Origin of the sequence: Pseudomonas sp. IT-P100 (assembly GCF_949767185.1) — a bacterium.
Classification (GTDB): Bacteria; Pseudomonadota; Gammaproteobacteria; order Pseudomonadales; family Pseudomonadaceae; genus Aquipseudomonas; species Aquipseudomonas fluorescens_B.
This window is the reverse complement of the sequence record NZ_CATKQK010000013.1, coordinates 38,877-60,172: the sequence shown is the minus strand read 5'-3', so window position 1 is coordinate 60,172 and position 21,296 is coordinate 38,877. Positions and strand designations below refer to the sequence as shown.

The 21,296-nt window shown below is 59.8% G+C and carries 20 protein-coding genes; 8 read left to right on the top strand and 12 right to left on the bottom strand.

Translation table 11 applies throughout. From position 1 onward, the window contains the following. Positions 1 to 295 precede the first annotated feature (295 nt). Positions 296 to 1,294 carry an AraC family transcriptional regulator gene (locus tag ACM6IQ_RS13865; protein ID WP_017340188.1) on the top strand — a complete coding sequence of 333 codons (999 nt, stop codon included), beginning with the start codon at positions 296 to 298 and terminating at the stop codon, positions 1,292 to 1,294. Positions 1,295 to 1,369: 75 nt separating this feature from the next. On the opposite strand, the gene ACM6IQ_RS13860 is transcribed toward ACM6IQ_RS13865, so the two are convergent. From ACM6IQ_RS13860 to ACM6IQ_RS13850, 3 genes are all read right to left on the bottom strand, one after another. Further along, a complete protein-coding gene (locus tag ACM6IQ_RS13860; protein WP_017340189.1) occupies positions 1,370 to 2,716 on the bottom strand; it encodes an ATP-binding protein in 1,347 nt (448 codons plus the stop codon). Further along, a complete protein-coding gene (locus ACM6IQ_RS13855) occupies positions 2,713 to 3,390 on the bottom strand; it encodes a response regulator (RefSeq protein ID WP_017340190.1) in 678 nt (225 codons plus the stop codon). The genes ACM6IQ_RS13860 and ACM6IQ_RS13855 overlap by 4 nt, the downstream gene beginning before the upstream one ends. A 125-nt stretch (positions 3,391 to 3,515) precedes the next feature. Beyond that, positions 3,516 to 4,118, bottom strand: a complete 603-nt coding sequence (locus tag ACM6IQ_RS13850; RefSeq protein ID WP_414879078.1) for a hypothetical protein — start codon at positions 4,116 to 4,118, stop codon at positions 3,516 to 3,518. A gap of 145 nt (positions 4,119 to 4,263) precedes the next feature. Between ACM6IQ_RS13850 and ACM6IQ_RS13845 the strand changes: the two genes are divergently transcribed. Together ACM6IQ_RS13845 and ACM6IQ_RS13840 are read left to right on the top strand one after the other, a co-directional pair. Continuing rightward, entirely contained in the window at positions 4,264 to 5,055 is a 792-nt protein-coding gene (locus ACM6IQ_RS13845) for a dienelactone hydrolase family protein (RefSeq protein ID WP_017340192.1), read from the top strand. Between the two features lie 109 nt (positions 5,056 to 5,164). Further along, positions 5,165 to 5,890: a 4'-phosphopantetheinyl transferase family protein gene (locus tag ACM6IQ_RS13840; RefSeq protein WP_414879077.1), complete on the top strand. Its 726-nt coding sequence runs from the start codon at positions 5,165 to 5,167 to the stop codon at positions 5,888 to 5,890. Positions 5,891 to 5,911: 21 nt separating this feature from the next. Here ACM6IQ_RS13840 and ACM6IQ_RS13835 read toward each other — a convergent pair whose 3' ends face one another. Both ACM6IQ_RS13835 and ACM6IQ_RS13830 read right to left on the bottom strand, forming a co-directional pair. Next, positions 5,912 to 7,522 (bottom strand): ATP-binding protein, encoded by a 1,611-nt coding sequence (locus ACM6IQ_RS13835; RefSeq protein ID WP_017340194.1) that lies wholly within the window; start codon positions 7,520 to 7,522, stop codon positions 5,912 to 5,914. After that, a complete protein-coding gene (locus ACM6IQ_RS13830) occupies positions 7,519 to 8,241 on the bottom strand; it encodes a response regulator (RefSeq protein WP_017340195.1) in 723 nt (240 codons plus the stop codon). The genes ACM6IQ_RS13835 and ACM6IQ_RS13830 overlap by 4 nt, the downstream gene beginning before the upstream one ends. A gap of 737 nt (positions 8,242 to 8,978) precedes the next feature. On the opposite strand from ACM6IQ_RS13830, the gene ACM6IQ_RS13825 reads away from it, so the two are divergent. After that, positions 8,979 to 11,873, top strand: coding sequence for a ribonucleoside-diphosphate reductase subunit alpha (locus tag ACM6IQ_RS13825; RefSeq protein ID WP_017340196.1), 2,895 nt, complete (start codon positions 8,979 to 8,981; stop codon positions 11,871 to 11,873). 234 nt (positions 11,874 to 12,107) lie between these two features. Here the strand turns inward: ACM6IQ_RS13825 and flgE are convergent, their stop codons facing one another. From flgE to ACM6IQ_RS13795, 6 genes are all read right to left on the bottom strand, one after another. Then, on the bottom strand, positions 12,108 to 13,433 hold the full coding sequence (gene flgE, locus ACM6IQ_RS13820) for a flagellar hook protein FlgE (protein WP_017340197.1): 1,326 nt from the start codon (positions 13,431 to 13,433) through the stop codon (positions 12,108 to 12,110). 31 nt (positions 13,434 to 13,464) lie between these two features. Further along, complete coding sequence (gene flgD / locus ACM6IQ_RS13815; RefSeq protein ID WP_017340198.1) at positions 13,465 to 14,199, bottom strand: flagellar hook assembly protein FlgD; 735 nt, start codon at positions 14,197 to 14,199, stop codon at positions 13,465 to 13,467. A gap of 15 nt (positions 14,200 to 14,214) precedes the next feature. Next, complete coding sequence (flgC, locus tag ACM6IQ_RS13810) at positions 14,215 to 14,658, bottom strand: flagellar basal body rod protein FlgC (protein WP_007937507.1); 444 nt, start codon at positions 14,656 to 14,658, stop codon at positions 14,215 to 14,217. Positions 14,659 to 14,661: 3 nt separating this feature from the next. Further along, a complete protein-coding gene (flgB, locus tag ACM6IQ_RS13805; RefSeq protein WP_017340199.1) occupies positions 14,662 to 15,069 on the bottom strand; it encodes a flagellar basal body rod protein FlgB in 408 nt (135 codons plus the stop codon). 279 nt (positions 15,070 to 15,348) lie between these two features. Further along, positions 15,349 to 16,176, bottom strand: coding sequence for a protein-glutamate O-methyltransferase CheR (gene cheR, locus ACM6IQ_RS13800; protein WP_017340200.1), 828 nt, complete (start codon positions 16,174 to 16,176; stop codon positions 15,349 to 15,351). A gap of 46 nt (positions 16,177 to 16,222) precedes the next feature. Then, the gene (locus tag ACM6IQ_RS13795; RefSeq protein ID WP_010457160.1) at positions 16,223 to 17,155 is read right to left on the bottom strand and encodes a chemotaxis protein CheV; all 933 of its coding nucleotides are present in this window, start codon (positions 17,153 to 17,155) and stop codon (positions 16,223 to 16,225) included. A gap of 81 nt (positions 17,156 to 17,236) precedes the next feature. Here ACM6IQ_RS13795 and flgA point away from each other — a divergent pair, with 81 nt between their 5' ends. The 4 genes from flgA to ACM6IQ_RS13775 all read left to right on the top strand — a co-directional run bounded on the left by flgA (position 17,237) and on the right by ACM6IQ_RS13775 (position 19,845). After that, positions 17,237 to 17,998: a flagellar basal body P-ring formation chaperone FlgA gene (gene flgA, locus ACM6IQ_RS13790; RefSeq protein ID WP_414879076.1), complete on the top strand. Its 762-nt coding sequence runs from the start codon at positions 17,237 to 17,239 to the stop codon at positions 17,996 to 17,998. Between the two features lie 165 nt (positions 17,999 to 18,163). Beyond that, positions 18,164 to 18,490: a flagellar biosynthesis anti-sigma factor FlgM gene (flgM, locus tag ACM6IQ_RS13785; protein WP_017340202.1), complete on the top strand. Its 327-nt coding sequence runs from the start codon at positions 18,164 to 18,166 to the stop codon at positions 18,488 to 18,490. Positions 18,491 to 18,538: 48 nt separating this feature from the next. After that, on the top strand, positions 18,539 to 19,006 hold the full coding sequence (locus tag ACM6IQ_RS13780) for a flagella synthesis protein FlgN (protein ID WP_017340203.1): 468 nt from the start codon (positions 18,539 to 18,541) through the stop codon (positions 19,004 to 19,006). 92 nt (positions 19,007 to 19,098) lie between these two features. Further along, positions 19,099 to 19,845 carry a flagellar brake protein gene (locus tag ACM6IQ_RS13775; RefSeq protein ID WP_017340204.1) on the top strand — a complete coding sequence of 249 codons (747 nt, stop codon included), beginning with the start codon at positions 19,099 to 19,101 and terminating at the stop codon, positions 19,843 to 19,845. 66 nt (positions 19,846 to 19,911) lie between these two features. Here the strand turns inward: ACM6IQ_RS13775 and ACM6IQ_RS13770 are convergent, their stop codons facing one another. Then, entirely contained in the window at positions 19,912 to 21,288 is a 1,377-nt protein-coding gene (locus ACM6IQ_RS13770; RefSeq protein ID WP_017340205.1) for an MFS transporter, read from the bottom strand. Positions 21,289 to 21,296: the final 8 nt, after the last annotated feature.

Here is a 21,296-nt window from a genome sequence, read left to right as displayed (position 1 = left end):
TGTCAACGAGCCCTCATTTGCGAACCCTCCTGCACTGGAGGGATTTGTTTTGTCGAGCTGCGCAACGGCAGGCTTCTGCTCGTTGTATCGCAAGTGGCGTGCCACCTTGGCCAAAACAACCGCAAGCCTTTGACATCAGGGGTTACAGGTTCAACGCGTTATAGATTCGCTAAACAACAGTGGCGGATTTCCGCCCATCCGCCCAACCTCGTCCTGCAATTTGGCGGATATCCGCCTTGTCCATTGCCGGACCCGACGACTACCATCCGTCGTTCAATAGACGGACCTGCCTTCTATGCGCGAACGCACCATTGCCAGTCATTTCGCCCGTGCCGCCCTCGGTGGCGCGCGTCGGCTGGGTCATGATTGTTCAAACCTGTTGCAACAACTCGGTATCAGCCCCGAGTTGCTGGAAGAACCGCGTGCGCGCATTGCGCCTGAGCAGTTCACCCGTTTGATCCAGGGATTGTGGCTGGCACTCGACGACGAGTACCTCGGCTTCGGGCCGGTCCCGAGTAAAACCGGCAGTTTCGCGATGATGTGCCATGCGCTGATTCACTGCCGCAATCTCGACAGGGCACTGCATCGCGGCTTACTGTTTTACAGCCTATTCCCCGGTGGTCCACGTCTGGCCCTGACCCGCGAAGACGAAATGATCCGCCTGAGCCTCGACGATTCGCAGTTTTGCGACCCGGACCATTTCCTCACCGAGAGCCAGTTGATGGTCTGGCATCGCCTCGGCAGCTGGCTGATCGGCCAGCGCATCCGGCTGGAGCAGGCGACGTTCAGTTACCCGCGACCCGCGCACGGCGCCGAATACGACTTGCTGTTCCCCTGCCCGATGGAATTTTCGGCGGCGCAGAGCAGCCTGGTATTCCACAGTCGCTACCTGCATATGCCGTTGTTGCAGGACGAGCGCACCCTCAAGCATTTCCTCGAACGCTCGCCCGCCGACCTGTTGTCGCGCCCCGACGACGGAGACAGCCTGAGCAGTCAGTTGCGCCGCTTGCTCAGCCGCGACAGCGCTCGCTGGCCGGACCTGGAAACGGTGGCCGCCCATCTGCACATCAGCCCGCAGACGCTGCGTCGGCATTTGCGTGAAGAGGGCTCGAGTTTTCAGGAGTTGAAGGATCAGTTGCGCCGGGACATCGCGATTTATCACTTGGGTCGTGCGGACCTGTCGTTGCAGCAGATCGCCGAGCAGTTGGGGTTTTCCGAGCCTTCGGCGTTTCATCGGGCGTTCAAGAAGTGGACCGGGCTGACACCGGGGGCTTATCGCGCCCAGGAGAGCTGATTTTTTGTAGTGAATTTACGGGCCTCACGCGGGCTTGCCCGCGAAGAGGCCCGAAAGAACACTAATGAATTCAGGTCAAACCACCGGAAAATGAATCCGGAACGCTGCGCCGCCCATGGGTGAATCACCCAGGGTCAACTTGGCGTTGTAGCTCTCGATGATGTCCTTGACCACCGCCAACCCGATCCCCTGCCCCGGATGCTGACGGTCCAGCCGCTCGCCGCGCTGCAGAATCCGCGCACGCTGATCCGGCGGCACACCCGGCCCGTCGTCCTCGACGCACAACTCGATCCCGCTCAAGGTTTCGCGCACGCTGATGCGCACTTCGCCGAGGCACAGGCGATAGGCGTTCTCCAGCAAGTTGCCCAGCATTTCCAGCAAGGCACCCTGCTCGATCGGCACATAACAGTGTTCCGGAAGATCGAAAGCCACCCGCACGCGCTTGTCGCGGTAGACCTTGTCCAGCGTATCGCAGAGGCTTTGCAGCACCGGCCGCAGCCGCACCTGATGACGCACCAGACCGCTTTTGCGCAGGCTGGCGCGCTGCAACTGATAGCTGATCTGTTGGCTCATACGCTCGATCTGGGTTTGCAGCACCCAGGCCTGATCACGATCCTCCGGGCGCTGCGCCATGTCCTCGCTAACCCCCTGCAACACGGTCAACGGGGTTTTCAGGCTGTGGGCCAGGTCGTCGAGGGAATCGCGATAACGGCTGCGTTGTTCACGCTCGCTGTGCAGCAAGCGGTTGAGGGAGCCGGTCAGGCGCAGCAGTTCCCGCGGGTGCTGTTCGCTGAGGCTTTCGCGGGTGCCGCTTTCGATTTCGTCGAGTTCCTGGCTGAGCCGACGCAGCGCCTGCAAACCCCAGGTCAGGCCGATCCACAGCAAGGCGAGCAGCACCAGCAGCGCGGCGCCGAAGCCGAGGTAAAGATTTTCCCGCAGACCTTCGAGGGTGACTTCGTACTCGCGCACCGGTTGCAGCGCAACGATGCTGAACGCCGCGCTTTTGCCGCCGAGCAGTTTGACTTCGACGTCATAGACGAAGAATTCCTGACCGTCGGCTTCTCTGATCCTCGCGAACTCGTTACCGCGCCCGTCATAACGCGGTTTGTAATTGATGTTCTCTTCCCGAGTCCCCTTCGAGCGCCACACCAGGTGGCCTTCGCGGTCATAGATGTAGCCGAGCAAACGGTTGTCGGTGAGGTTGAAGCGCTCATCGGGCAACTGCGCCGGCATCTGCAGGTGATTGCCCTCGACCCGGGCGGCGGAGATCAGCGTGGTGACGTCCGACGCCAGGCGTTGCTCGATGGAATCCTGCAACGCGAGACTGAACGCGCCCTGCATCGCCGGCAACAACGCCAGCATGAACAACACCGCCAACAGGGTGGCGGCAAGCATCAAACGGACACGAAGAGAACGAATCAAGTGCAGCGCTCATTGAACAGGTAGCCGAGGCCTCGCACGGTGTCGATCGGCTTGAACCCGGCCGGCCCCTCGAGTTTGCGGCGCAGACGGCCGACCAGCACTTCGATCACGTTCGGATCGCGCTCGTCGTCGTCCGGGTAGAGCTGCTCCATCAAGCGGTCCTTGGCCACCACTTGCTGGTGGTGACGCATCAGGTACTCGAGAATCCGGTACTCATACGCGGTCAGCGCCAGCGGCTGTTCGTCGAGGGACGCCTGTTTGCGGTTGAGGTCAAGCAGCAACGGCCCGGCGACGATGGTCGACTGGGTGAAGCCGCTGGAGCGGCGCAACAACGCATTCAGGCGCGCATCCAGCTCTTCGAACTGGAACGGCTTGACCACGTAATCGTCGGCACCGGCGGCCAGGCCTTCGACTTTGTCCTGCCAGTTGCCGCGCGCGGTGAGGATCAGGATCGGGAAGGCCTTGCCCCGTGAACGCAATTGGCGGATCAAATCGAGCCCACCCATGCCCGGCAAACCGAGGTCGATCACCGCCAGGTCATGGTTGAACTGCTCGGTCTGGTACAGCGCCTCTTCGGCGTTGGCCACGGACTCGACCACGTGGCCACTGTCCGTCAGGCGGGTTTGCAGGTGATGGCGCAACAGCGCTTCATCTTCGACGACCAGCAGTTTCATGACGCTCTCCTACGCAAATCGATATCTCCAACAGCTGGTTTCGTCAGGCAGTTAAGCCGCGGAATATGTGGGAGCGGGCAAGCCCGCCCCCACATGGATTGCGCTTATCTGACTGGCAATGCCTCTCAGAAAGCGTAGTTGGCGGACAGGTATGTCTGGGCGCTGCTGGTCAGGTCCAGCGAGCCCTGTTTGCTGCCACCGCGCTCGTTCATCTCGGTGCTGGCATTGCTGCGCAGGTAACGGTAACCCAGTTCGACCGAGGTGTTTTGCGAAACCTGTTGCAACACACCCAACTGGCCGCCGACGGCGTAACCGATGTCGCTGTCGCGGCTGAAGCCTGGGGAATCCTGGGTCAGTTTGGTCAGACCGGCCGTGGCGCCGCCAAACAGTTGGGTGCTGCCGCCCACCGGATAGAACAGATCGTAGCTGCCCAGCAGGTTTTCCTGACGCAGTTTAATGCCATTGTGCGAGCCCGACACGTTGTCGTAAGTGGCGTAGTAGCGGCCCTGGCTGTTTTGCTGGCCCAGACGCAATCCCCAGGTGTTGTCCTTGCCGATCACGCCGTCGGCGTTAGGGTTGTTGAGGTTGGTGTTCAGGGCGTTGGACTTTTTGACCTTGTCGCTGGTCTGTCCAAAAGTAAGGCTGGCAAAGTTATCGTCCGCCGCGTGGGCGGCTACGCTTGCACCCAAGACGGTGAAAGCCAGAAGCAGTTTCTTGAAGGTAGTCATCGGGAAGTTTCCTCATGCGCTTGTGCTTTTCGGGTATGGCGCAAGGTTACTCACCTGGCCCTGAACTCCCCCTGAACGCACTCTGAACCTGAGCTGAACCGAATCGCACCGGCTGTTTTAACCACTTTTTGCAGGAGATCCGACCATGCGCGTATTCCTCGCTTTGCTGTTACTGGCCTTGAGCGGGCTCAGTCAGGCCGCCATCAAGACTCAGGAGATTCCTTATCAGAGCCCCGACGGCACGAAGCTGATCGGTTATTACGCCTACGACGACGCGATCAAAGGCCCACGCCCGGGCGTGGTGGTGGTGCACGAGTGGTGGGGGCTCAACGACTACACCAAGCGTCGCGCCCGTGATCTGGCCGGTTTGGGTTACAGCGCGCTGGCCATCGACATGTACGGCGACGGCAAGAACACCGAACATCCCAAGGACGCCATGGCGTTCATGCAGGCCGCGTTGAAAGACAGCGCTGCGTCCAGCGCCCGCTTTCAGGCCGGGCTCGATCTGTTGAAGAAACAGGCGCAAACCGATCCGGACAAAGTGGCTGCCATTGGTTATTGCTTTGGCGGCGCGGTGGTACTGAATGCGGCACGTCAAGGCTTGCCACTGGCGGGCGTCGTGAGTTTCCACGGCGCGCTGGCGACAAAAGCGCCGGCGACCCCGGGCAGCGTGAAGGCAAAAATCCTGGTCGAGCACGGGGCGCTGGACAGCATGGTCACGGCAGATAACGTGGCGGCGTTCAAGGCCGAGATGGACAAGGCCGGGGCCGATTACCAATTCGTCAGCCTTGAGGGGGCCAAGCACGGGTTCAGCAACCCGGACGCGGATCGCCTGGGCCATGGCGATCATGGCGGTCCGGATATTGGTTACAACAAGGCCGCGGATGAAAAGTCGTGGGCGGACATGCAGGCGTTCTTCAAGAAGATTTTTAGCTGAGTAGGTAAACCCTGTAGCAGTGGGCTTTTGTGGTGAGGGGATAAATCCCCTCACCACAAAAGCCCACTGCTACTACCCAGTACCCAGCCAACCCGGCAAAATGCCCGACATGAATGCCCTCCCCGCCCTGCCCGCTTGCTGCACCCCGCTCGATGCCCATTGGCCGCTGCCGTTTGCGCTGCCCGATACGGTGATGCTCAGCACGCAATTCGACACTTCGCAACTGGCCATTGATGATTTCCAGCGCAGTGCCATTGAGCCACCCGCGACTATCCAGCGCTCAGTCGCCAAGCGTCAGGCAGAATTCCTGGCCGGGCGGATTTGCGCGCGAGCCGCACTGCAACAGCTGGAAGGGCTGAATGTCGTGCCGGCCATTGGTGACGATCGGGCGCCGGTCTGGCCTGCGCACATCAGCGGCTCGATCACCCACACCACCGGCCGGGCGGCGGCGATTGTCGCGCGGAAAACCCATTGGCGCGGCTTGGGCATGGACCTGGAAAACCTGCTCACCCCTGAACGTGCGGAACGCCTGGCCGGGGAGATTCTGACGCCAGCGGAAATACGGCGCATGGCCGCCGGGCCTCGGGATCAACTGGCGATGCTGGTGACACTGACGTTTTCAGTGAAGGAAAGTCTGTTCAAGGCGCTCTACCCGATCGTGCAGCAGCGGTTTTATTTTGAGCATGCCGAAGTGCTGGAGTGGAGCGAGGGCGGTGAGGTGCGGTTGCGGTTGCTGACCGACCTGTCCAGTGAGTGGCGCGACGGTACTGAACTGAATGCGCAGTTTGGCATGATGGATGGGCAGTTGTTGAGTCTGGTCAGTATCAAGGCCTGAGGTTTTTCGGTGTTCGGGATCTCAACGCTTTTCCTGATTGCGCGGCCAGCTCAGGCTAAAGCAAGCCCCGCCCAGACTCTTGCTCTTGCTGATCAACGCCCGGCCGTCATGCCAATGGATGATCCGCCGTACGATCGACAAGCCCAACCCATGCCCGCCCGACGCGCGGGTTCTGCTGTCATCCAGTCGCAGGAACGGCGTAAAGATTTTCTCCCACGCCGATTCGGGAACGCCTGGCCCATCGTCTTCTATATCCACCCGGCACCGCTGCTGCCCCACCTGATAACTCACGGTCACCCGCGATTGAGCATGGCGCATGGCGTTGCTCACCAGGTTCTGAATCGCCCGGTGCAAATAGCGAGGCTCGGCTTCGACCCAGGCGTCGTCACAATCGGCCGCCGACAGGCACAACCCGCGCTGCACCGTGACGTCGGCGCGCAGTGGCGCCAACTCTTCGATCACCTGATTGACCAGCGCATCCAGATCGATACGTTGGAAATTCAGCGCCGGCGAACCCTGTTCCAGCCGCGCGTAGGTGAGCATCTCATCCACCAACCGGTCGAGATCCTCGATGTCGTGGTCCATGCCTTCGCAATATTTCTCCAAAGCCTGGGGGGTAGTGGCCGAGCCGATCATCTCCAGGCCAAACCGCAGGCGCGCCACCGGCGTGCGCAACTCGTGTGACACCGCGCGCACCAGTTCCCGCTGAACCGCCAGCAACTGTTGCAGGTGCTCGGCCATGTCATTGAACGCCGACGCCAGGCGCCCGACCGAATCCGCACCACGGGCCGGCACGCGGGTTTCCAGGCTGCCTTTGGCGATGCGCGTGGCGGCCGCTTCGAGGCCACGCAAACGGCGCTCCAGTTGACGCACCAGTAAATAGACGATCAAACCGATCAGGCTCAAGCCGAGGGCCGCAATCAGCACCAGCCATTCCGGCGGGTAAGGATTCATCTGGTACAGCGGACCGATTTCCAGCACCCACGGGGTGCCGACCATGCCGGCAAACACCCGGATCGAATCACCCTCCTTGCCCAGCGCCATCACCGTATCGCCTTCGGCCACGCGGCGGCTCTGGTCTTCATCCATGTCGGCCTCCCCCACCGTGACCAGCCGCAGATCGAAACCGAAGCCTTTCTCTTCCTTTATCTGCGCCAGGCGCCTGGGCTGCTCGGCCACCGGCACCCGCACCAGCTCATCGGCGAGCAAGTAAATCGTCGCCCGGGCCAGTTGCTCGCTGATCTGCTGCACCTCGCCGGTGAGCACCAACTGTTCCTTGTCGCTGACCAGTCGATATACCTTCGCCGCATGGGGGCCGGTCTGTTCCACCAGCGCCTGGCCGCGCAGCACGCGGGTGCGCTGGGTCAGATCGAGGTCGGTCTGGGCGAAGGTTTTCAGCGCCAGGGGAATACCCAGCAGCCGCTCCCACACCAGCAAGGCACGATGACGCTGGGTTTCGTTCATGGGTTGCAGGTTGTCGGCCATCAACGAGAACGTGCCGTGGGCCAGGCGCTCTCGGTATTGCTCGCTGCGCACCTGGTTGAGCAGGTGCAAGGCCAGCACGCCGAGCACCGCCACCAGAATCAGCGCCGCGCACATGCCGCCATAGATGCGCAGGAAGATCGAATTCACAGCGAGGGATCTACGCAGGCTTCAGGCACGAACAGATAACCTTTGCTGCGAATGGTCTTGATCAGCCGGGGATGGTCCGGGTCGTCACCGATCTTCGGCCGGATGCGCGAAATGCGCACATCGATGGAGCGATCCTGGCCGTCGTAGCCGATGCCGCGCAGGGCGGTAAAAATTTCTTCGCGAGACAGGATGCGTCCGGCGTTGGCCACCAGCAGCCACAGCAGATCGAACTCGGCACTGGTCAATTCGATACCGTTGTCATGCAGCCAGGCTTCACGCAGCGCGTTGTCGACCACCAGCGGGCCGAATTGCAGACGCCGTTGTTTTTCCGTGACCGGCTCAGGTGTTTCACTGCGGCGCAGCAACGCCTGGATACGGGCCAGCAGCAAGCGCGGGCGTACCGGTTTGCACACGTAGTCGTCGGCACCCAGGTCGAGACCGAGGATCTGATCGGTGTCATCGGTGCGGGCGGTGAGCATCAGGATCGGGCCGTCGAACTTGTCGCGGACCTTGCGGCAAATGCTCAGGCCGTCTTCGCCCGGCAGCATCAGGTCGAGGATCACCAGGTCCGGTTTTTCCTTGATGATGCGGGCCGCGGCCAAGGCGCCATTGCCCTCGATCGACACGCGCAGGCCGTTGGCTTCCAGGTAATCGCGGGTCAGTTCGGCCAGACGCTGGTCGTCTTCGACAATCAATACCTGCCAGGCTTCTTGCTCCACGGTGACCTCTGCTTGCCAACAACACTTATAAGGAAGGATCCGCCCGTCTTTTTGTAATGATTGGGGAGGATAAGAATGCGTATGTACCGGCCGATTGTATAAACGTCACTCGTCCAGAACACAAGCCGGCAAATGCGTTCGGACACGCCGGTTTTTTGTGATAGGGTTCGCGCCCTTAAAAATCTGATCAGGCGTTTTCGATCATTGAAAACCGGTGAAGAAAGGTCCGATCCCGCAGCGTCGCGGCCTGCACGCCGGTTCCCTGTTTCACACACAATTTACGCACAGGTTTATCCACAGGCAGTACGTTGCAACACCCTCCAAAACGCATTATCTTGTACCCCGGCGCAAAAAAAACCCTACATGTAGGGTTTTACGCCAAAAACCAAACACAAACCGGACACCGATTTCAAGCGCTTTTATTGCCTCTGTCCGGTTGAACCAAACGTATTTTCGAAAGACCAAACCGCGCGTGCGGATGGCTACTGTTTTTGAGCCGAAAACGGCGTTAACGGTACGGGTGTTGCAGTCAATTACTGTCACCCAAAAGGATTCCGGTGTCAGGCTCAAGGCCTGGGACCAAAGACTTCGGCATGGAAGCGGCGCCCCAATAGCCCCCTTCCTGATCTGTCCCGAAGTTGGTATGCCCGGCCCCGCCGGTTGTAGTGCTTCAGGACGGAACGGTGGGCACCGTGATGGTGCCCAAACAAACATAGAGAATGTGGAGACAACCCCCCATGCAAACCGACACAACTCGCGAGAACCCGCAGGGCACCTTGCCGCAGGCCGCTGATTCGACTTCGGATCTGTCCGCCACCGCGCCTGGCCAGCTGCGCGTGATCAAGCGTAACGGCACTGTCGTTCCTTACACCGATGACAAGATCACCGTCGCGATCACCAAAGCGTTTCTCGCAGTTGAGGGCGGCACCGCTGCCGCTTCGTCGCGAATCCATGACACCGTTGCCCGCCTGACCGAACAGGTCACCGCAACCTTCAAGCGTCGCATGCCGTCGGGCGGCACCATCCACATCGAAGAAATCCAGGACCAGGTCGAACTGGCCCTGATGCGTGCCGGCGAGCAGAAAGTGGCCCGCGACTATGTGATCTACCGTGACGGTCGTTCGAAACAACGCGCTGCCCACGCCCCGGCAGAAGAAACGGTCAACGCTCATCCTTCGATCCGCATCACCCGCGCCGATGGCACCTTTGCACCTTTGGACATGGGTCGCCTGAACACCATCGTCACCGAAGCATGTGAAGGCCTGGAAGAAGTCGACGGCGACCTGATCCAGCGCGAAACCCTGAAGAACCTGTACGACGGCGTGGCCCTGACTGACGTCAACACCGCCCTGGTCATGACCGCCCGCACCCTGGTCGAGCGTGAGCCGAACTACTCGTTCGTGACCGCCCGCCTGCTGATGGACACCCTGCGTGCCGAAGGCCTGGGCTTCCTGGGCGTCGCCGACAGCGCGACCCACCACGAAATGGTCGACCTGTACGCCAAGGCGCTGCCTGCGTACATCGCCAAGGGTATCGAATTCGAATTGCTGAACCCGGTCCTGGCTACTTTCGACCTGGAAAAACTCGGCAAGGCGATCAACCACGAGCGTGACCAGCAGTTCACTTACCTGGGCCTGCAAACCCTGTACGACCGTTACTTCATCCACAAGGACGGTATCCGCTTCGAACTGCCGCAAATCTTCTTCATGCGCGTGGCCATGGGCCTGGCGATCGAAGAGAAGCAGAAAGAAGACCGTGCGATCGAGTTCTACAACCTGTTGTCGTCCTTCGACTACATGTCCTCGACCCCGACCCTGTTCAACGCCGGCACCCTGCGTCCACAGCTGTCGAGCTGCTACCTGACCACCGTGCCGGATGACCTGTCGGGCATCTACCACGCGATCCACGACAACGCCATGTTGTCGAAATTCGCCGGCGGCCTGGGCAACGACTGGACGCCGGTTCGTGCGCTGGGCTCTTACATCAAGGGCACCAACGGCAAATCCCAGGGCGTCGTGCCGTTCCTGAAAGTGGTGAACGACACCGCCGTTGCCGTCAACCAGGGTGGCAAGCGCAAAGGCGCTGTGTGTGCCTACCTGGAAACCTGGCACATGGACATCGAGGAGTTCATCGAACTCCGCAAGAACACCGGTGATGATCGTCGTCGTACCCACGACATGAACACCGCCAACTGGATCCCTGACCTGTTCATGAAGCGCGTCTTCGATGACGGCAAGTGGACCCTGTTCTCGCCGTCCGAAGTTCCGGACCTGCACGACCTGACCGGCAAGGCTTTCGAAGAGCGTTACGAGTACTACGAAGCCCTGACCGAGTACCCGGGCAAGGTCAAGCTGTTCAAGACCATCCAGGCCAAAGACCTGTGGCGCAAAATGCTCTCCATGCTGTTTGAAACCGGCCACCCATGGCTGACCTTCAAAGACCCGTGCAACCTGCGCAGCCCGCAGCAGCACGTCGGCGTGGTCCACAGCTCGAACCTGTGCACCGAGATCACCTTGAACACCAACAAGGACGAGATCGCCGTTTGCAACCTGGGCTCGATCAACCTGCCGAACCACATCGTCAACGGCAAGCTGGACACCGCCAAGCTGGAACGCACCGTGAACACCGCTGTTCGCATGCTCGATAACGTGATCGACATCAACTACTACTCGGTGCCACAAGCGAAGAATTCCAACTTCAAGCACCGTCCGGTCGGTCTGGGCATCATGGGCTTCCAGGACGCGCTGTACCTGCAGCACATTCCTTACGGTTCCGATGCGGCCGTCGAGTTCGCCGACAAGTCGATGGAAGCGGTCAGCTACTACGCGATCCAGGCGTCCTGCGACCTGGCCGATGAGCGCGGCGCCTACGAGACGTTCCAGGGTTCGCTGTGGTCCAAAGGCATCCTGCCGCTGGATTCGCAACAGATCCTGATCGAGCAGCGTGGCCAGAAGTACATCGATGTTGACCTGAACGAATCCCTGGACTGGGCACCGGTTCGCGCCCGTGTTCAGAAAGGCATTCGTAACTCCAACATCATGGCCATCGCACCGACCGCGACCATCGCCAACATCACCGGCGTATCGCAGTCGATCGAACCGACCTACCAGAACCTCTACGTGAAATCGAACCTGTCGGGCGAATTCACCGTGATCAACCCGTACCTGGTTCGCGACCTGAAGGCTCGCGGTCTGTGGGACGCGGTCATGATCAACGACCTGAAGTACTACGACGGTTCGGTGCAGCAGATCGAGCGCATCCCGCAAGAACTCAAAGAGCTCTACGCGACCGCGTTCGAAGTGGACACCAAGTGGATCGTCGACGCGGCAAGCCGTCGTCAAAAGTGGATCGACCAGGCTCAGTCGCTGAACCTGTACATCGCCGGCGCTTCGGGCAAGAAGCTGGACGTGACCTACCGCATGGCCTGGTACCGTGGTCTGAAAACCACTTACTACCTCCGTGCCCTGGCCGCGACCAGCACCGAGAAGTCGACCATCAACACCGGCAAGCTGAACGCTGTTTCCAGCGGCGGCAACCACGGTGAAGATTCGGTCCTGGCTGCTCCTGCCGGCCCGGCTCCAGTGCCGAAGGCGTGCGCCATCGACGAGCCGGATTGCGAAGCTTGCCAATAAGCCGAGCCGGTAGGCGCTGAAAGGCGCTTACTCGACAACCCCCGATCAGTCCTCTGGATTGGTCGGGGGTTTTCTTTTGCCCATGGAAATGTGGTGGCCGGTCTAACGCCATCGCGGGCAAGCCCGCGAAGAGGCCCGACCTGACAACACAAAATCCTGCACCCGAGACAAACCCCAGCCCAAAAAAAACCCCTCTTGCGAGGGGTTCTTTTTGCAGCAATCAGGCAACCCGCATCAGGTCATCTGAATGATGGTCTGCATGATGGTGCTTTGAGTCGAGATGGTCTTGGCGTTCGCCTGGTAGTTGCTCTGCGCCTTGATCAGGTCGACCAGTTCGCTGGTCAGGTTGACGTTGGACTCTTCCAGAGAGTTGGAGTGGATCTCGCCCAAGGTGCCGGTGTTCGGCGCATCGTAGCCCGGGATACCCGACGCGAAGGTTTCTTTCCAGCTGGTGCCGCCCACTGGCTGCAGACCTTGCTCGTTGGTGAAGCTGGCGAGCGAGATCTGGCCGATCGCCTTGGTCTGGCTGTTGCTGAAGTTGGCCAGCATGATACCGCTGCTGTCGATGGTCAGGTTGGTGATCTGGCCGGTGGCGTAACCGTTCTGCGCAGGAATCGAACGCGCGGTGTCGGCGTTGTACTGTGTGGTTTTGGCCATGGAGACAGTTATACCGGCCGGGTCGGCGGCGGCGCCGTTGGCTGCCCACACGCCGTTGGTCACGGTACCGGGAACCCAGCCAGTGATCTTCAGGTCAGGGCTAACGATAGGCAATGGGACGGCAGGGGTAGTCACCGATACCAGGTTGCCCGAGGTGTCGAACACCATGGTCGAAGCGACCGGCAGGTTCAGCGGAACTGCGGTAGGACTAGGGTCTGTACCATTGGGGTTGCGGCCATCGATCAGGGTGTAGGCTTTCCAGGTGTTCGCACCTGTCTTCACCATGAATTGATCCATGATGTGCTCGTTACCCTGAGTATCGTAAACCCGGGTGCTGAATTGCTTGGTGAAGGTCTCTTGCTTGCTCGGGTCGAACGGATTGGCAACCTGGTCGATGTTCGGCTCAGTGGATTTCAGGTTGATCGTCGACGAAACGGTGGTGGTGACTTTCGGTGCCAGGTTTGATGTATCAATGCGCAGGTCAGTCAAAACGCCATTGAGGATCTTGCCATTGGCATCCACGCCATAACCCTGCAAACGCGCAGAACCATCGCTGTTGGTGACGTAACCGTCCTTGTCGACCTTGAACGTACCGGCACGGGTATAGGACAGCGAGCCGTTGTCGCTCAGTACGAAGAAGCCGGAACCGTTGATGCCCATGTCCAGCACGTTGCCGGTGTTGTTGACGTCGCCCTGGGTGAACTGTTGGGAAACGTTGGCCAGGCGCACACCGTTACCGATGACTTTGCTGCCGGAACCCAGCTTGGTGGCCGAGTAAACGTCTTCGAATTCCGCACGGGACGATTTGAAACCGGTGGTCGCGACGTTGGCGATGTTGTTGCCGGTCACGTCCAGTTGTTTGTTGGCTGCATAGAGACCGCTAAGGCCGATATTGAAAGACATATTCCACTCCTTTGTGCCGTGTTAGTCGGCTCTACATACCAATGGTTTGTACTTTGGACAGGGCAACGCTGCCCAGGCCGGCCAGATTGAGCATCAACTCACCGCCGGTCTGGCTGATGGTCACGCTGGTGACAGTGGCCGGCAGGTAAGTGACCAGCGAAGTCGCCTTGCTGTCGTAAGTCGCAGTGGCGGAGAAGGTGTACGTACCCGCCTTGGCCACTTCGCCGGCATCGTTCTTGCCGTCCCAGATGAAGCTGGCGCTGCCCGTTTTCTGGCTGCCCAGGTCGATGGTGCGGATCAACTTGCCATCGGCATCGGTGATCTTGACCTTGACCGGATCGGCGGCTGCAGGCACGGCGACTGTGCCGGTGAAGCTCTTGGTGGTGTCGACCACCGCCTTGTCGCCCGGCGCGATGACCGAACGGCCCACCAGCGACGATGCTTGCAACGCCTGGGACGAACTCAAACTGCCCGCCAGGTTGTTCGCCAGACCACCCACGGTGTCGTTGAGCGTGGTAATGCCTTCCAGGCTGCTGAACTGCGCCAGCTGGGCAACGAACTCGCCGTTGTCCTGCGGCTCCAGCGGGTTCTGGTTCTTCAGCTGTGTCACCAGCAGTTGCAGGAACGCGTCCTTGCCCAAGGCCTTTTTGCCGGTCGCGCTGTTCGTCGCGGACGCCAGGCCATCGGCACTGGTGTTGGTCTTGATCGAAGAGTTGGCCAGGATGTCATTGAGGCTAAGGCCGCTGGTGGTATCGGTAACACTCATCTGAGTCGCCCCTTATCACTGACCGAGGGTCAGGACCTTCTGCATCATGGTTTTGGCGGTGTTCATCATTTCGGCATTGGTCTGGAACGAACGGCTCGCGGAAATCATGTCGGCCATTTCTTCCACCACGTTCACATTCGGGTAATAGACGTAGCCCTTGGCGTCAGCCGCCGGATGGTTCGGTTCGTAGCGGGCTTCCAGGTTGCTCTGGTCTTCGACCACGCCCAGCACTTGCACGCCCTGGCCTGCGGCGTCCTGGTTCTGGAACAGCGAATCGCTGCCGCCGCTCTGTCCGCCCTGGAACATGGTGGCGAACACCGGGTGGCGGGCGCGATAGGTCTGGTCGATGCTCGACGAGACGGTTTCGGCGTTGGCGATGTTCGAGGCCACGGTGTTCAAGCGCGTGGTTTGCGCACTCATGCCGCTACCGGCAATGTTGAAAACACTGGATAGAGACATGACTTACTCTCCGCGCAGGGCTGAGATCAGCCCTTTGAATTTGCTGTTGAGCAGGGTGAAGCTGGCCTGGAAGTTGACCGCGTTTTCCGCGTAGTTCGACTGTTCCAGTTGGGCGTCCACGGTGTTCTGGTCGATCGACGGTTGCATCGGCGTGCGATACAGCAGCGACTCGTCGCCATTGCCCAGGCCTTCGGCTTCGATATGACGGTTGTTGGTCATGTTCAAGGCGAAAGTGCCGTTCTTGGTTTTCTCGCTCTGCTCGGCGAGCACTTTCGAGAAGTCCAGATCCCGAGCCTTGTAGTTCGGGGTGTCGGCGTTGGCGATGTTGTTGGCCAGGACTTCGGCACGCTGGGCGCGGAAGCCCAGGGCTTGTTCATGGATACCGAGCGCTTTATCGAAGCTGATGCTCATGTCGGGAAACCTTCGGGTGACCTGATTTTTCGTACGATGGACATAGCAAGCGGCGTGCCAATTTAAAAAAGCCCGGAAACCGGGGCTTTGCGGGCAGGGGCAAGGCGGCAATGCCAGAAAAGCGGCAACGGGTTTCCGCCGCCTGCCGCTTTTCTGCCGCTTATCACCCTCTAAAGAACACCACCATCCCCTGTGGGATCGTGGCGATGTCAGGGCAATCATCGGGCATAAAAAAACGGGAGCTCCTGAGGACTCCCGTTTTTTGATACTGCCAACCCATCACTTCGCCTGGTAAATGATCCCCGGACTGCACTGGACCATCTGGTAATGATCCGGCAAACCGTTCAGCGCTTCGGATGCGCCGAGGAACAGATAACCGCCCGGCTTCAGCGTGCTGTGGATGCGCAACAGGATGTCCTTCTTCACCTCGGCGGAGAAGTAGATCAACACGTTGCGGCAAAACACGATGTCGAACTTGCCGAGGCTCGCGTAGCTGTCCAGCAGGTTGAACGAGCGAAACTCCACCCGGCTCTTGATCGGTGCCTTGATGGCCCAGCGCCCCGGCCCCTTCGGGTCGAAGTAACGCTGCAGGCGCTCGGGCGACAGACCGCGACCGATGGCCAGGCTGTCGTACTCGCCGGTCTTGCAGTTGGTCAGCATGGTGCTGGACAAATCAGTGGCAACGATCTGCACGCCCATCTTCAACTGGCCCATGTTGACCCGCTCGAACTCGTCGATGGACATCGACAGCGAATACGGTTCCTGCCCCGACGAGCACGCCGCCGACCAGATCCGCAGACGCTGGCCGGGAGCAGCCTTGATTGCTTCGGGCAGTACCTTGTTCTTCAAGACTTCAAACGGATAGGTGTCACGAAACCACAGGGTTTCGTTGGTCGTCATGGCATCGACCACCAGCTCGCGCAAACCGCTGCGCGGCTGAGTCTGGATGCGCTGGACCAGCTCACCCAAGGACTTGATGCCTTGCTGTTCCATCAGTTTGTTGAGACGGCTCGAGACCAGGTACTGCTTGTTTTCACCGAGCAAAATGCCACAGGCTTTTTCCAGGAAGACCCGGAACTGTTCGAAATCCAAATTACCCGTAGACAATGATGCCGCCTCTTAAATCGTGTTAACCACCAGGGGCAGAAGGCCCCTAGCTGATATCTGCTGCTTTGATCCGGTCGACTACCCGGGATGCCAGGTCATCAGGACGGAATTTGGCCAGGAAGTCATCGGCACCGACTTTCTTGACCATCGCCTGATTGAACACACCCGACAACGAAGTATGCAGGATGATATGAAGCTTTTGCATGCGAGGGTCGTTGCGGATTTCCGCCGTCAGGGTGTACCCGTCCATTTCCGGCATCTCGATGTCGGAAATCATCATCAGGAACTCTTCTTCCGGCTTCTTGCCCTCGTCGACCAGTTTGCGCAGGTAATCCAGCGCTTGCCGTCCGTCGTTCAACGCCACCACTTCGACACCAACCGTCTGCAGGCAACGCGTGACCTGCTTGCGCGCCACCGACGAATCATCGACCGTCAGCACCCGCAGCGACAGCGCCTTGTGCTGGGTCTCGACATCGACCACACCGACAGAAATCGCTTCCGGTGTCGGCGCCACTTCCGCCAGGACCTTCTCGACGTCGATGATTTCGACTAACTGATTGTCGACCCGAGTCACAGCCGTCAGGTAATGATCGCGCCCGGTACCCTTGGGAGGCGGATGAATCTCCTCCCAGTTCATGTTGACGATACGTTCCACCGAGCGCACCAGGAAACCCTGGGTCTTGGTGTTGTACTCCGTGATGATCACGAAGGGATTGCTTTGATCTTTCAGCGCTCCGGAACCGGTCGCCATTGCCAGATCAAGGATCGGAATGGTCGCCCCCCGGATATTTGCCACACCGCACACGACAGGACTGGACTTGGGCATCAGGGTCAGCTTGGGGCATTGCAGCACCTCGCGAACCTTGAACACGTTGATCCCGTACAGCTGCTGGCCGTCGAGACGGAACAACAACAGCTCCAGGCGATTCTGCCCTACCAGTTGCGTGCGCTGGTTTACCGAATCCATTACACCAGCCATGCCCAGACTCCTACACCAACGCTAAGTGTGTTGCGACGCACATTCATCACTAAACGGCACGGCGCTTGCTTTTTAACTCTTATGAACACAGAACCGACATTTTTCCGACGCCTGACATCACCCTTCCGCAGACTGCTCTGTGCAATGTCGGCCGTTTGCCTGTTCAACGCTGGCAGCCCTGCCCTTGCTGACGCGGTTACCTTGCCTGACATGCTTATCGGCGTCACCCAGGGCTTTCTTGAATTCACCGTAGAGGACTATCTGGCAACCAGTCAAACGGAAGGTCGCTACGAAATCCAGGTCAACCAGCTCGATCCGCGACTGCGCATGCCTATGTGCGACAAGGAATTGACAGCCAGTCTCGAGAGCCCGGCCAAGCCGCTGGGCCGGGTCACGGTCAAGGTTCGCTGTGAAGGAACCTCCCCCTGGACGGTGTTCGTACCCGCTCAAGTCCGCCTGTTTCGCGATGTCGTGACCACCACCCGCCCGCTGCGGCGCGCCGACATTGTCGAGCCCGCTGACGTGCTCCTGCGTGAACGCGATATCAGCCTGATCAACCAGGGCTACCTGACGACCCTCGACCAGGCGATCGGCCAGCGACTTACCCGACCAATGGTCGCCGACCAGGTGATTACCCTCGTACACCTCGAACAGGCGGAAGTCATTCGCAAGGGCGATCAAGTGGTGATTACCGCCCGCAGTGGCACGCTCAGCGTGCGAATGCCCGGCGAAGCCTTGTCCAATGGCGGTATGAGCGAGCAGATTCGCGTGAAAAACCTCAACTCCAAGCGGGTCATCAAGGCGCAGGTCACCGCGCCGGGCCAGGTGGAAGTGTCTATGTAGGCACCCTGTTCCTGAAGAAGTGGCGTTGCCCGGGACTGTTCCCTAAACTGTGCCGCATGCAGGAGAAGTGCTGGCGCATGCAGGCTCATTGATAAATGGGTCTAAAGTTTTCGCAGGGAGAGCCGAAAACATGGCAAGCGTCCAAATACTCAGAGGTTTTTTACCATGGTCATCGATTTCAGCCGTTTGAACAGCTCCTCGTCACTTACGGGCAGTACACGTACCAGCGTTGCCAAGGAAACCGCCGAAGCCGGCAAATCCGCGCCGCTGAATACCCCGGCCGAACAGGCCAGTACCGTCAAAAGCGGGGAATCGGTACACCTCAGCAATGAGGCTCAACAGTTGCAACAGGTCACTGACAAGCTGCGCGATCAGCCTGCCGTCGACAAAGCCCGCGTGGCCGAGTTGAAAGCAGCGATTGCCGATGGCAGCTACAAAGTCGACAGCAACCGTGTAGCCAGCAAACTGCTCAACTTCGAAGCCCAGCGCTAGGCTACGGCCCGCGCCAGGCTTTTGGACGCTTAAAACCCAAGGCCAGCCATGCACGACACTAACTTACTGCAACTGATCACCGACGACTTTGCTCCAGCGCAACATTTGCTGGAGTTACTGCAAACCGAGTCCATCGCCTTGCACGGTCGTGACATGCCACTGCTCGAAGATATTCTGGCGCAGAAACAGGCATTGATCATTCTGCTCGAACAGCATGGCCGCAAGCGCAGTGAAATCCTCGCCAGCCTCAATCTTCCGCTGAATCGCAACGGTCTGGAGCAACTGGCCAGCCACTCGAGCATCGGCGAAGAGTTGCTGGCGCAGAGCGATGTGCTGACCGACCTTCTGGCTCAATGCCAGGCGGCGAACGCCAATAATGGCCAGTCGATCCTGGTCCAGCAGGCCGCCACGGCCAACCAGCTGAAAATCCTCACCGGCGGCGAACCGCCAGCCCTTTATGATGCCCGCGGATCAACCGCCAAGCTTGCGAAGCCACGCCCGCTCAGTCAGGCTTGAGCCTTCCGATGACCACGCCCTATCAAGACTCGCAACATGCTGGCAATATACTGGCCAGCCGTAGTCATATTTTGTCTGGAGATTGATGAACCGTGTCCAATGCCTTAACCGCGGAAGATGCCCCGCAGCCACCCAAGGTGCTTACCACGCCATTGGAAATCTCCGGCAACCTGCGCCAACTGCAAGAAAGCCATGATCCGCTGATCATCACGTTCCATGAGCGCACTCAGCGCTTTCAGAGCTATCTGGTGGACGTGGACCGCGAAGGTCGCACCATCGCGCTCGACGAAATGATCCCGCGTGACGGCGAACGCTTCATGCTGGCGGGCGAACCGTTCAAGGTCGAAGGCTTCCACGAAGGCGTGCGCATCGCCTGGGAAAGCAACGGTCAACTGACCATCGATGAATCCGGTGACAGTCGCTGCTATCGCGGCCCGCTGCCGGATGAAGTGGTCTATCACCAGCGCCGCAATGCCTTTCGCGCGGCATTGAAGCTGGCCCAACTGGTCAACGTCGATCTGGACGGTGAAAAGCTCAAGGCACCGATCAGCGGCAAGCTGCTGGATATCTCTGCCACCGGCTGCAAGTTGCGCTTCGACGGCGACATTACCGGCAGCCTGCAACTGGGCCAGGTCTACGACCGTTTCTCCGCCGCCCTGCCCTTTGGCAAGATGACGGCACCGGTCGAACTGCGCTACCTGCACTTCGAAGAAAAAATCTCCACCACCTTCGCCGGCATCCGCTTTCACAACATGAGCGGCCTGGTGCAGCGTCAGGTCGAGCGCTTCGTCTATCAGCTCCAGCGCGAAGCTCGACGCTTCGACAAAGACGACATGTAATTCGAAGCGGCATAAAAAACGGGCAGTCCCTTTGCGGTGACTGCCCGTTTTTTTTATGCCCGGGTTTTAAGGCCTGGCCTCGGTGAAGCTTTGCTCACGCCCCGTGTCAGGGTCTTCTGGAGACGGTGTGGTGGGTGTCTCAGTCTCAGTCTCCGGCTCAGGGCTCGGCTCAGGATTGACCGGGCTCTGCATCTGGTCCTGCACCACCTGTTCATCGACACGCGGGTCAAGGCAAGCCACCAGCGGCGAACTCGACATGCTGTCCGGCATGGCAACGTGATGCAGCGGCGCATCGTCGACCTGGTGCAGGTTGGTCACCGCTTTCGGGCGGATGCGCCACACCAGCACCAACGCAAAGAAACTGAAGAAGGCATAGAGCATCTGGCTGCCGAACAGCTTCATCAGCACCCCCGCGACCAGCGGCCCGATACTGGCACCGACACCATAGGTCACCAGCAACATCGCCGTCAGCGACACCCGGCGATCGCCCTCGACGTGGTCATTGGAGAACGCCACCGCCAACGGGTACAGGCAAAACTTCACCAATGCACAGAGGAAGCCGGCGATAAACAGCACCTCCAGCGGTACCTGCTTCATGATCGCCAGCGGCAAGGCGGCAACGGCCAGGAAAAGCGCAAAACAGCGGATCAACAGCGCCCGGTCATAACGGTCGGACAACCAGCCCAACGGCCACTGCACCAGCAGGCCGGCAAAAATGCAGCTACCCATGAACAGACCGACCTGCTCCGTGGACAACCCTTGCTGCGAGGCATACAGCGGCGCCAGACCGTAGAACGAACCGATGATCAGTCCCGCCCCCAGCACCGTACTCAACGACTGCGGCACGCGCTTGATGAAGAACCGCGGCTCCATCGGCGCCGGGTGCAGAGGCGCCGGGTGAATCCGTCGCGTCAGGGCCACCGGCACCAGGCACAGGGCAAAGCACAGGGCGACCAGCATCAACAGTTCCAGACCGAGCGCCGGGTGCATGACCAGAATCAATTGCCCCAGCACCAGCCCCAGGTAGGACGCAATCATGTAGCCGCTGAACACCGTGCCGCGTTGCGAGGCTTCGGCCTGCTCATTGAGCCAGCTTTCGATGACCATGTACTGGCACATCATGCCGAGGCCGACGATGACCCGCAAAAAGATCCAGGCAGGCAGCCAGTCCACCAGGCCATGGCCCAGCACCGCCGCCCCGACAATCCCGGCACAGGCCGAATAGGCGCGGATATGCCCGACCCGGGCAATCAACCGGTGACCGATCTTGCCCCCCAGCACCAGACCAAAATAGTTGGCCGCCATCAACGCACCGACCCACAGGCTGTCGACATGGTCGGCCGCCAGGCGCAAGCCCAGGTAAGTACTCAGCAGGCCCGAGCCGATCAACATCATCAGCGAGGCAAAATACAGCGCTCGAAAGGGTTTCCAGATTTGGCGCATCGGCGTTC